Origin of the sequence: Mailhella massiliensis (assembly GCF_020741395.1) — a bacterium.
GTDB classification, from domain to species: Bacteria; Desulfobacterota; Desulfovibrionia; order Desulfovibrionales; family Desulfovibrionaceae; genus Mailhella; species Mailhella massiliensis_A.
Genome location: NZ_DYZA01000121.1, coordinates 1 through 10,477 on the forward strand (window position 1 = coordinate 1; position 10,477 = coordinate 10,477).

Genomic DNA, 10,477 nt, shown 5'->3' on the forward strand with positions numbered 1-10,477 from the left:
GTTACTATGTCGACACGGTGGGTAAGAATAAGGCAAAGATAGCTGAGTACATCAGGCATCAACTGTCCGAGGATAAACTCGGCGAACAGCTGAGCATCCCATACGCCGGAAGCCCGTTTACGGGCCGCCGGTAACAGAAATGCAGATGTCAGACCGTACATGCGCCTGCTAGGGCGCGGCTGATAAGAAAGCCTTACAGGCGCATAAGAGGAACCACCGGCTATGCCGGTGGGGCCCCTTTTGTCTGGAAAAGAGGGGTGCGCTGTACTCCCCGCAGGTTTTGCGCTATAGCACCTGGGGTGCGCCTTCAGGATTTCAGCCGGGCGTGAATCCTGGCCCTGCGGCCAGTTTGAGAGGTGATCATGTCTGTTCCTGTTCTTGACGCCGCCGCATGGACGGCTAAGCTGATGGAGCTGCCGCGCGGAGGCGCGGCAAAGGTCACGGCGTTCTATGAACATCGCATGGGAGCCGTCTGCAAGGACGCAAGGCTTCTTCTGGTACCGTTGGACGACCATATGGTGCACAGGGGCGATGCTATTTTTGAAAGTCTTTCCTTCCTTGAGGGGCGTATTGTGCAGCTCGACGCGCATCTTGCCCGTATGAGACATTCTGCCGAAAGGCTGAAACTCTCGCCGCCCTGTTCGTGGGAAGAGGTGCGGAGCATCATGCTCTGCGTGGCGAAAGAAGGCGGAGAGGCCAGCGGCGGATTGAAGGTTCTGCTCGGCCGCGGTTGCGGCGGCCTCGGCGTGGATCCCGCCGAATGTCCAGAAACAAGCTTGTATGTAGTGGCCACAAAGGGTAGGCCGCTTCAGGAATCCTTCTGGCAGAAGGGGCTCACTGCAGCGAAAAGCGACATACCAGCCAAGCAGGAGTGGCTTGCACAGATAAAGTCCACCAACTATCTTGCCAATGCCCTCATGGCCATGGAAGCCAGGGAAAAGGGCGTGGATCTCACTTTTTCCTTCGATGAGCAGGGATACCTTGCCGAGGCGGCCATTGCCAACGTGGCCATGGCGGATAAGGAGGGGAGGATTCTTCTTCCGAAGTTCCGCCATGCCCTGCCCGGTACCACGGCACTTCTGGCCATGGATCTGGCCAAGGCGTTCACGAGCGTAGTTCTCACTGATATCACAGAAGAAATACTGGAACAGGCTTCCGAGATTCTGGTACTTGGTACTACATGCGAGTGCGTGGCGGTCACGCACTACAACGGCAAGCCTGTAGGCGACGGCCGCCCCGGTCCCATGGCGGACAGGCTGCGCCATCTGCTGCATGACGCTCTTGTGACCGGAGGCGTGCCGTTCCTCGAATGATCAACAAGTGAGGAACTTATGCGCATCAAAACTCTGTTCACCGGTTTTTGCTGTGGTATCATCCTGGCCCCTGCGCTGGCCTTCGCCGCCGACACAGCTCCCAAGGCGAAGCAGACCGTGGCCGACACCCCCTTTGTGATCGTGGCCCCCAGCGAGGAAATCGTGGTCACCTTCCCCCTGTTCCTGGTGGAACGCGGCGTGGTGGAAAATGTGGATGTGAAGAACGGCACCTTCTCCCTCAAGGACAAGGACGGCGATGTTTCCACCATTAAGGTGACGGACAACACGCTCATTGAAAACGTGTATGCCGATATCTTCACCTGGGAAACCAAGAAGGGAATCGCCGATCTGAAGAAGGGCGACAAGGTGCGCGCCCGCGTCTTCCCCGGCGAGGACGGAGAGCCTTCCTCGGCTATTTCCCTGGATGTGTATAAGTTCTAACTAACGGTACGGAAATCCTTAGGGAGTCATGAGCCGGGCAGTCCGAATGAGGACTGCCCGGCCTTTTCATGCACTAGAAGCGGGGAAAGGTCATGAGGGAACGGGTGCTCTCAGAGCATGTTCACCGGATCAAGGTCCAGGGAAATGCGCATATCGTGTTGGGGGCGGCCGATATCCCTGAGGGCCAGGGCATAGGCCTGTCGCACGATATGCCACGCCCCCGCCTTGATGAGGCATTGAAAGCGCGCGCGGCCCTGCACGCGGGCCAGGGGTGCAGGGGCCGGACCGAGCACGGTAAGCCCGAGGGCCCTGCCGTGCTTCCGCAGGGCGGAAGCAAAGGCGTTCACGCATCGTTGCCCTTCGTTCCAGTCCCAGGGGTAGGAAAGGCGTATGAGGGCCAACTTGACGAAGGGCGGATAGCGGCGCTGCTCGCGCAGGGCGATTTCGTGTTCGTAGAAGCCTTCATAGTCGCCGTGTTCCACGAAGTTCCAGCAGTAATGATGGATATCCCTTGTCTGTATGAGCACCCGCCCCGGCTTCTCGCCGCGTCCGGCGCGCCCTGAGGACTGTACCAGAAGCTGGAATGTGCGCTCCGCCGAACGGTAGTCGGGCATGTTGAGGCCCATGTCGCCGTCGGCCACAACAGCCAGGGTGACGTTGGGGAAATGGTGTCCCTTGGAAAGCATCTGCGTGCCGACGAGTACCTGTGCCTCCTGCCGCGCGAAGGCGGAAAGGATTTCCTCCATGCGGCCGGGCCTTGCCGTGCTGTCGCGGTCCAGCCTGAGCACGCGGCCGCCGGGGGGGAGCGCGCCGGCCAGTTCTTCGCCGGCCAGGCTTTCTTCCAGTTTTTCCGTACCTTCGCCCATGGGCAGAAAATTCATGCCCCCGCACTTTTCACAGGGAGAGGGGTAGGGGCGGGTGTGGCCGCAGTAGTGGCAGACCAGCTGTTCGCGCTTTTTATGGTAGGTAAGGGCGATATCGCATTGGGGGCAACGGGCCACGGTGCCGCAGTCCAGGCAGTACATGAGGGGCGCATAGCCTCTGCGGTTGAGCAGCACCACGGCCTGTTCTCCGCGCTTCACCGTTTCCCGCAGCTCTTCCACGGCGCGGGGGGAAAGCAGGCGCGAGGAAGGCTGCTCTTTGATATCCACGAGTTCTATGGCGGGCAGATTTCCCCCTCCCGCTCGGTGAGTCAGCCTTGCCAGGGGAAGTGCACCCTCCATGGCAGCGTGGAAGGTTTTGATATCCGGTGTGGCGGAACCCAGGATGAGCAGAGCCTTGTGCCTGCGCGCCCGCTCCCAGGCCACTTCCTTGGCCTGATAGGGCAGGCGGTCTTCCTGCTTGAAGGAACCGTCGTGTTCTTCATCCAGCACTATGGCCCCGAGGGGCGGCATGGGGAGAAAAAGGGCCGAGCGCGTGCCGATGATGAGGCACGGCTCTTTGCGCGCGGCAAGGCGGCGGAAGGTCCGCTCCCTCTGCTGCTGGCTCTGGTAGCCGTGATAGAAGAATATCGGCGTGCCGGGGAAGCGCTCCGAGGCGTCGCGCCGGAGTTTGAGGGCTATGGCCACTTCCGGCGCGAGGATAAGGGCGGAGCGCCCCCTCAGAAGGCATGCGTGGGCGAGTTCCAGGTATACGGCCGTCTTGCCGCTGCCCGTGACGCCGAAAAGAAGGTGTGGGGAGGGCCGGTCTTCCCCTTCGGCAAGGGCATCCATGGCCTTGCCGAAGCCGTTGAGCGCGGCCTGCTGCTCCTCATTGAGCGCAAAGGGAGGCTCCGGCGGGGGGAGCAGCTCTTCCCCGGGCTCGGCCTCTTCTTCCGCATCGCAGGGGCGAAGCTCCACCAGCTTGTTTTTCACAAGGCTCGTCAGGGCCGCCGCACTGTCCGGCAGGGACTCGCGCAGTTTCCTGCGGGGCACGGTTCCGTTCCTGAGCAGCCAGTCCAGCACTTCGCGCTGTCTGACCGCGTTAGGCCGCAGCGGCCAGGGCGGGTCGCAGGCCAGGGAGCACAGTTCGCCCTCGGCCGCGTCTTCCGCCAGCATGAGCATTTCCGCGCGGCCGTCCATGAAATCCCGAGCAAGTTCCGCTTTCTCAGCAGGAGGCAGGGCCGGGATATCCCTCAGGGCGAGAAGTCTCGGCCTGCGTCCTTTGCCGTTAAGGTCGGGCAGGTACTGGCGGAGGCGGATGCGCGCCGTGATCCTCAGCCCCTGGGGCAGAAGAGTGCCGAGTATGCGGCCCGGGGAGGAATACTGGCGCGCCGCAAGCTGCGCCACGGTGTCCATATAGTCGACGGGGAGAAGCGGCGTTTTTTCCATCGGCCAGGTGAGCGGACGCAGGGTGATTTCTCCGTTGGCCTGTATGCTGTGCTGACCGGAAAAAAAGCCGCTTCTCGCCGAGTCTCCACTTTCGGAATCCACGGCGATGATGACTCCCGCGCGTATGGCCCCGTTGCCCAGGGGGACGGCCACGCGCATGCCTGCCTCCCAGCGGAAGCCCGGGAATTCCTCGGGAGTAAGGTAGCTCAGCGTGGCGTAAGGAGGGGAGCACAGGGCGACGTGGCAGATCATGCGTTTGTCCTTATCCGGGCAGGGCGTTCACGCAGCAGGAACCCCCGGGACGCGGCTTCTCGGGTATTCTCGGGAGAAAAGTCCTTCCCCGTACTGCCCGCTCAGCCTTTGAACACGAAGAAGGCTCCGGCTACGATGAGGGCGAAGCCTATGGCATGGTTCCAGGTGAGGCTTTCACCGAGGTACACCGTGGAAAAGATACCGAAAATGGTCAGGGAGATGACTTCCTGGATGGTTTTAAGCTCGGCAGCGGAAAAGTACCCGTATCCCACCCGGTTGGCGGGTACCTGGAGGCAGTATTCAAAAAAGGCTATGCCCCAGCTGACGAGAATGGCGCCTATGAAGGTGAGGGAGTGATGGCGCAGATGCCCGTACCAGGCATAGGTCATGAAGATGTTGGAGCCTATGAGCAGGACGACGGTGATGAGGGGAATGGGGAGATGAAGCGTCATGGCGGCTCTCTGGTATACGCCCTTGGAGCATTTGATGATGGGGAAGGTGGCCTCCCGGCACCCTGTGTACCGGAAAGAAGGCTGTGCCGGGGCTTTTTTGCCCTCCGGCATTCTGAAGCGGGAGAGCCCGGCAAAAGTCCGAAAAAGAAAGGGGAGCATGCTCCCCTTTGATGAACGGCGTTGCCGGACAACTCCGGTCGGCCTACAGATCGAATTCCTTGTGCAGGACGTTCACGGCAAGTTCCAGGTCGGATTCGTCCACAAGGCAGGAGATCTTCACTTCCGAGGTGCTGATCATGATGAGGTTGATGCCCGCTTTGTAAAGGGCATCGAAGGCGCGGCTGGCTGCACCGCTGTGATTGCGCATGCCCACGCCCACCACGGAAACCTTGGCGATGTTGGAGGAATGTTCGATACGGCTGCACGCGGGAGCGGCCTTTTCCAGCACGTCCAGGGTGCGCTTCAGGTCCTTGCGGGATACGGTGAAGGCCATGTCGGTCACGCCGTCACGGCTGGCGGTCTGGATGATCATGTCCACCACGATGCCCGCATTGCCCAGCGGGCTGAAGATGCTGGCCGCGGAGCCCGGGCGGTCCTGCACGTCGCGGAGCGTGACCCTGGCCTGATCCTTGTCAAATGCTATGCCCGAAACGAGCACGGACTCCATCATACTGTCCTCCTTGGTGACCAGCGTGCCCGGATCGTTTGAGAAGGTGGAACGCACCCGGACAGGAACATTATATTTTTCGGCGATTTCTACGGAGCGGATCTGCAGGACCTTGGCGCCCATGGAGGCCATTTCCAACATTTCGTCGTAGCTTATGCGCTCCATTTTGTGGGCATCTTTGCACATGCGCGGATCGGTGGTATACACGCCGTCCACGTCGGTATAGATATCGCAGATGGTGTCATCGCCCAGGGCGGCGGCAATGGCTACGGCGGAGGTGTCGGAACCGCCGCGTCCCAGGGTGGTGAGGCGCATGTCGGGCGTACGGCCCTGGAACCCGGCCATGACGACCACGTCGTAGGTCTGGAATGCCTCGCGAATGGTATCGGCGTTGATGGTGTCGATACGGGCGCTGCCGAAGGCGTCGTCGGTGACGATGGGCAACTGGAACCCCAGGAAGGAGCGGGCCTTTATTCCTGAGTCGCGCAGGAGCATGGAAAAAAGCGCCACCGATTCCTGCTCGCCGGTAGTAAGCAGAACATCAAGTTCCGCGGGATCTGGTTCGTCCGACCACTGGTAGGCCCTTTCCAGCAGACTGTTGGTCTGGCCGTAACGGGCGGAAAGGACAACCACCACCTTGTTGCCTTCCTCAAGGGCGGCGAGAACCTTGGAGCGCACCTTTTTCATGCACTCCAGGTCGGCGACGGAAGATCCTCCGAATTTCTGCACAAGAATACGCATAGGACATCCTGAAAAAAGGAGATAAGGAACGGTTAAGCCTCATCCGCAGGCAAAAAACGCATCTGGAGCTCGGGGCTGAGGCTGCGCAGGAGCGCATCCGCCTTCTCCCCTCTGGCTTCGATGCTTGCCAGCCGAGAAGCTTTGCATGATTTGTCGGCGTTGTCCAGCTGTTTTGCCCTCTCCCCGTCTACGGGGAAGAGCGATACGTCGAGCCTTTCCGCCGCCCGACGCTCCGGGGCGAGGTACTGCGGCCATTCCAGAAGCAGGAACGGGTCGCCGTCCTCCAGCATTTCCTCCATTTCTTCCGGAAGGGACGCACCTTCCGAAAGGCGGTACAGGTCGGCATGGAGCGTTTCCGGGTGCGTGGGATACACGTTGCACAGCGTGAAGCTGGGGCTGGCCGTTTCGGCCTGTTCTCCGCCGGGCAGTGCAGAGACGAAGCCCCGGGCGAGCGTGGTCTTGCCGCCGCCGAGGTCGGCGAAGAGGTACAGGTTGCGCACGCTTGATGCGATCATGGCCTTTGCCAGCATGGAGCCGAGTTCCATGGTGTCTTCAGGAGAAGTCAGAATAAGGCGCATATATCCTCCTTGCCGGGTTCTCCCGCCAGATGCGCGATGAGAGGCAGGGCGTCCGCTATCTCGCGGGGGTCGTTGCCGCGCAGGGGAAATGCGCGGGAAAGGCTCATGCCGGAGAGCGCGTGCAGCCATACGCCGAGCGTGGCGGCAAGGCCCGGGTTGTTCCCTCGCGCCATGAGCGCGCCGATGATGCCTGCGAGCACGTCGCCGGAACCGGCCACGGCAAGCTGCGGCACCTGCCACGGGGAAATCACGGAGGGCTCATGAGGCACGGCGATGAGCGTGCCTTCCCCCTTCAGTACCCATACGGCGCATGCCAGGCGGGAGAGCTCTTCCAGGGCGGAGAAGCGGTTTTTCTGCACTTCTTTTACGGAGATGCCGAGCAGGGTGGCGGCTTCCCCGGGGTGCGGGGTAAGCACGTCGCAGGGGCGCAGGCGGGAAAGAAGCTCCGGCTTTTTCGCCAGAGCGAAGAGCGCGTCGGCATCCAGTACCATGGGCGGGAGATGGGGCATATCCAGAAGCGCTCCGACCAGAGCGGCAGCTCCGTCGCTTCTGCCGAGACCGGGGCCGAACACCAGCGCGCCCCAGCCTTTCGCGGCCTTGGCAAGGGGCAGGGCGAGGGCCTCGCTCCATTCATATACGGGCTCGTCGGAAAGGGGCTGCATGACGGCGGCGGGCATGGAAAGGCGTGCGACGCCGAGCACCGGTTCAGGCCCGGCCACGCTGACAAGGCCGGCGCCCGCGCGCAGCGCCGCCCGGGCTGCGAGGCAGGGCGCTCCGGTATAGGAAGCGCAGCCCCCGGCGACCATGACGCGCCCGGCAGCGCCTTTGTGCGCCGGGCCGTCCGCGTGAGCCTCGACGGGCTGCTTGAAAAGGCTCTCCATTCGGGAGGAGACGCCGTGTTCCACGGTGTAGGGCGCGCCGGAATCTTTTTCTCTCTGGCCGGGGATAAGCCAGGTGCGGAAGGAGGGCGGGTTCGCCTTTTCCACGTCGCGGGGCATGCCTATGGGGCGCACCATCACTTCCCCTGTGAAGGCTTCCGCCCAGGGCATGAGCAGGCCGGGCTTGGCCGCCTGGAAAGTCACGGTGGCGTGGGCGCGCACAGCCTGAGGGCAGGGGCGGCCCGTACGCGCGTCAAGCCCCGAGGGCACGTCCACGGCAAGGACGAGACGGCAGGGAAGCGCGTTCATGTTCTCCACAAGGCGCGCTTCTTTTTCCCTCAGAGCGCCGCGGAAGCCCGTACCGAGCAGCGCATCCACAAGAATGTCGGGCGCAAAGGATATCGCCTTTTCCCAGTCTTCGGCAGGGAAGGCGGGAACGCCGAGCCTTATGGCCACCTCCATCCAGTGCCCGGCAGCGCCGCGCAGATCGTCCAGGGGGCGGGTGCAGAGAAGCGCGGGCTGTGCTCCGGCATCCATGAGATGTCGCGCCATGCAGAAGGCGTCGCCTCCGTTGTTGCCTCTGCCTGCCACAAGGAGCACGCGGGAGCCCGCAAGCGCAAGGCCTCTGGCCCGAGCCTGAGAGCGCAGGCCGTCCATGGCGGCGCGGGCGGCGCTTTCCATGAGCGTTTCCTCCGCTATGCCCGCGTTTATGGCCCCGGCGTCCCAGAGAGCCATTTCTTCCGGCGTAGGAACAGGAACAAACATGTTTTTTCCTCCGCGCGGCGTTGCCGCGCCTTTTTGCCCGCAAGGCGTCGCGCGGGTACTGAAGAATGTCAGGATTCGAGAATCACCACGGCTCCGGCCATGTCGCGTTCATGGGAAAGGGAGATGTGCGCAGTGCGTACGCCCATGCTTTCTGCCCTGGCAAGGGCTGCGCCGTACAGGCGGAGCTCTGGTTTTCCCGAGGGGAGGGTGAGTATTTCCACCTCCTGCATGCCTATGCCGTGGGCAAATCCCGTGCCGAGGGCCTTTACCGCGGCTTCCTTGGCGGCGAACCTTCCCGCCACAAAGGCCGTGCGGGCTGCGGGGGCGGCCGGAAGGGCCGCGCGCTCTCTCGGCGTAAGCAGGCGGGAAAGGAAGCGTTCGCCGTACGTTTCCAGCAAGTTTTGTATGCGCGGCAGCGCCGTGAGGTCAAAGCCCGTGCCTTGGATCATGATAGCCTCAGTGCAGAATATTCCAGAGCATTTCCCCTGCCGTGACATAGAGAAATACGGCGAAGAAGCGCCGTAGTACGGGCACGGGCAGGGTGTGGGCGAGCTTCGCGCCGAGGGGCGCGAAAAAGACGCTGGAGCAGGCTATGCCCAGCGTCGCGGGCAGGCTCACATAGCCGAGGCTCCATGCGGGCAGCAGAGGGTCGCCCCAGCCTACAATAATGAAGCCCGCGGTCCCCGATATGGCGATGGGCCAGCTTATGGCTGCCGAGGTGCCCACGGCCTGGCGCATTTCCACACCGCACCAACGAAGGAAAGGGACGGACATGCTTCCCCCGCCGAGGCCCACGAGGCTGGATACGCCGCCTATGGTGAAGCCCGCCGCCGCAAGAGCAGTACGGCCGGGCATGGTTTTGCGCGGGTGGGGGTAGAAGTCGAAGAGCATCTGCGTGGCGATGCACACGAGGAAGACGACGAAGAAGCTTCGCAGCCCGGAAGTGGACATGCGCGAGGCCAGCCAGGAGGCGCAGAGCGTACCGACGACTATGGCAGGGGAAAGTCCGAGCACGTATTTCCACAGAACGCCGCCCATGCGGGCGTGGGAACGCGTGCTCGATATGGCCGTGAACAGGATGCTGGAGAGCGAGGTGCCCACGGCAAGGTGCATGATGAGCTCCTGCGGTATGTCGTTCTGCAGGCGGAAGATCATGTTTAGAAGAGGCACGACCACAAGGCCGCCTCCGATGCCGATGAGTCCGGATAAAAAGCCCGCAGTGGCCCCGCAGAGAATGTAAAGAAAAAGAATGGTCATAAGATATTCGGAAGCACGGCCGAGGGGACGGCGTACGGCCCTCCGACGCGCAGGGCGGGAAAGGCAGGATGGGGAGACAGGAAAAAAGGAAATCCGTCAGTCATGAGGCCGGCCCGGTCTTCCGGGCCGGCCGGATCGTCAGGCCAGAATGTCGGAAGTGACGGAATTTATGTCGGCGCAGCCGGTGAGGGCCATGGCCGAGGTGAGCTGCCCCTTTATGTCAGCCACATAGGCGGCCACGCCGTCGGTCTGCCCGCCTATGGCGGCCACGGAGAAGGGCCGGCCGATGAGCACGGCCTTCGCGCCGAGGGCGAGGAGCTTGAGCACGTCGGTACCGGAGCGCACGCCGCCGTCGGCCAGCACGGGGATTCTGTCGCCCACGGCCGAGGCTATGGCGGGCAGCACTTCCGCCCCGCCCCTCGTGCCGTCGAGCACGCGGCCGCCGTGATTGGATACCACAAGGGCGTCCACGCCGGAATCTATGGCGATGCGGGCGTCGGCCACGGTCATCACGCCCTTGATCATGAATTTTGCGCCGCGTTCATGGACGAAGCGGGCGATTTCGGCCAGTTCCTCGGCACTTTTGGGCGCGACGGGGCGTCCCTGGAGCCGCAGAGTCACAAGGCCGGCGGCGTCCACGTCCATACCCACCACGGGACAGCCCGTGGCCGTGGCAGCTTCAAGCCTGTTCCACAGAAAATCGCCTTCCCAGGGCTTGATGAAGGGAATCCCCCAGCCCTCCGCCTTGCGTATGGCCGCAAAGGCGCAGTCGGGGATGAGGGAGCCCACGCCGTCGCCGCCGCAGCCGATGATGCCGGCCTTCT

10 protein-coding genes and 1 pseudogene are annotated in these 10,477 nt (G+C 62.7%); 3 read left to right on the forward strand and 8 right to left on the reverse strand.

Features of this window, described 5'->3' with window-relative positions:
- From K8W16_RS06115 to K8W16_RS06125, 3 genes and pseudogenes are all read left to right on the forward strand, one after another.
- Positions 1-134: pseudogene (locus K8W16_RS06115) on the forward strand (IS200/IS605 family transposase); the annotation flags it as partial.
- Positions 135-362: 228 nt separating this feature from the next.
- Positions 363-1,313 (forward strand): aminotransferase class IV, encoded by a 951-nt coding sequence (locus tag K8W16_RS06120; protein WP_304122120.1) that lies wholly within the window; start codon positions 363-365, stop codon positions 1,311-1,313.
- 18 nt (positions 1,314-1,331) lie between these two features.
- Positions 1,332-1,754, forward strand: coding sequence for a hypothetical protein (locus K8W16_RS06125; RefSeq protein ID WP_304122122.1), 423 nt, complete (start codon positions 1,332-1,334; stop codon positions 1,752-1,754).
- A 110-nt stretch (positions 1,755-1,864) separates the two neighbouring features.
- Here K8W16_RS06125 and priA read toward each other — a convergent pair whose 3' ends face one another.
- From priA to K8W16_RS06165, 8 genes are all read right to left on the reverse strand, one after another.
- A complete protein-coding gene (gene priA, locus K8W16_RS06130; RefSeq protein ID WP_304122124.1) occupies positions 1,865-4,315 on the reverse strand; it encodes a primosomal protein N' in 2,451 nt (816 codons plus the stop codon).
- 101 nt (positions 4,316-4,416) lie between these two features.
- A complete protein-coding gene (locus K8W16_RS06135; protein ID WP_077074030.1) occupies positions 4,417-4,767 on the reverse strand; it encodes a DMT family protein in 351 nt (116 codons plus the stop codon).
- Between the two features lie 202 nt (positions 4,768-4,969).
- Entirely contained in the window at positions 4,970-6,175 is a 1,206-nt protein-coding gene (locus K8W16_RS06140; protein WP_304122127.1) for an aspartate kinase, read from the reverse strand.
- Between the two features lie 32 nt (positions 6,176-6,207).
- Positions 6,208-6,753: a tRNA (adenosine(37)-N6)-threonylcarbamoyltransferase complex ATPase subunit type 1 TsaE gene (locus K8W16_RS06145; protein WP_304122129.1), complete on the reverse strand. Its 546-nt coding sequence runs from the start codon at positions 6,751-6,753 to the stop codon at positions 6,208-6,210.
- Positions 6,738-8,396 (reverse strand): NAD(P)H-hydrate dehydratase, encoded by a 1,659-nt coding sequence (locus tag K8W16_RS06150; protein WP_304122131.1) that lies wholly within the window; start codon positions 8,394-8,396, stop codon positions 6,738-6,740. Before K8W16_RS06150 ends, K8W16_RS06145 begins: the two co-directional genes overlap by 16 nt.
- 68 nt (positions 8,397-8,464) lie before the next feature.
- Positions 8,465-8,845 (reverse strand): holo-[acyl-carrier-protein] synthase, encoded by a 381-nt coding sequence (locus K8W16_RS06155; RefSeq protein ID WP_304122133.1) that lies wholly within the window; start codon positions 8,843-8,845, stop codon positions 8,465-8,467.
- Positions 8,846-8,852: 7 nt separating this feature from the next.
- The gene (locus tag K8W16_RS06160) at positions 8,853-9,653 is read right to left on the reverse strand and encodes a sulfite exporter TauE/SafE family protein (protein WP_304122135.1); all 801 of its coding nucleotides are present in this window, start codon (positions 9,651-9,653) and stop codon (positions 8,853-8,855) included.
- A 138-nt stretch (positions 9,654-9,791) separates the two neighbouring features.
- Positions 9,792-10,477, reverse strand: a 686-nt coding sequence (locus K8W16_RS06165; RefSeq protein WP_304122137.1) for an alpha-hydroxy-acid oxidizing protein, incomplete at its 5' end; no start/stop codon positions are given.

Excerpts from the sequence above, each read along its gene's own strand:
- K8W16_RS06120 (WP_304122120.1), top strand. The coding sequence starts at position 363 with ATGTCTGTTCCTGTTCTTGACGCCGCCGCATGGACGGCTAAGCTGATG.
- K8W16_RS06125 (WP_304122122.1), top strand. The coding sequence starts at position 1,332 with ATGCGCATCAAAACTCTGTTCACCGGTTTTTGCTGTGGTATCATCCTG.
- priA (WP_304122124.1), bottom strand. The coding sequence starts at position 4,315 with ATGATCTGCCACGTCGCCCTGTGCTCCCCTCCTTACGCCACGCTGAGC.
- K8W16_RS06135 (WP_077074030.1), bottom strand. The coding sequence starts at position 4,767 with ATGACGCTTCATCTCCCCATTCCCCTCATCACCGTCGTCCTGCTCATA.
- K8W16_RS06140 (WP_304122127.1), bottom strand. The coding sequence starts at position 6,175 with ATGCGTATTCTTGTGCAGAAATTCGGAGGATCTTCCGTCGCCGACCTG.
- K8W16_RS06145 (WP_304122129.1), bottom strand. The coding sequence starts at position 6,753 with ATGCGCCTTATTCTGACTTCTCCTGAAGACACCATGGAACTCGGCTCC.
- K8W16_RS06150 (WP_304122131.1), bottom strand. The coding sequence starts at position 8,396 with ATGTTTGTTCCTGTTCCTACGCCGGAAGAAATGGCTCTCTGGGACGCC.
- K8W16_RS06155 (WP_304122133.1), bottom strand. The coding sequence starts at position 8,845 with ATGATCCAAGGCACGGGCTTTGACCTCACGGCGCTGCCGCGCATACAA.
- K8W16_RS06160 (WP_304122135.1), bottom strand. The coding sequence starts at position 9,653 with ATGACCATTCTTTTTCTTTACATTCTCTGCGGGGCCACTGCGGGCTTT.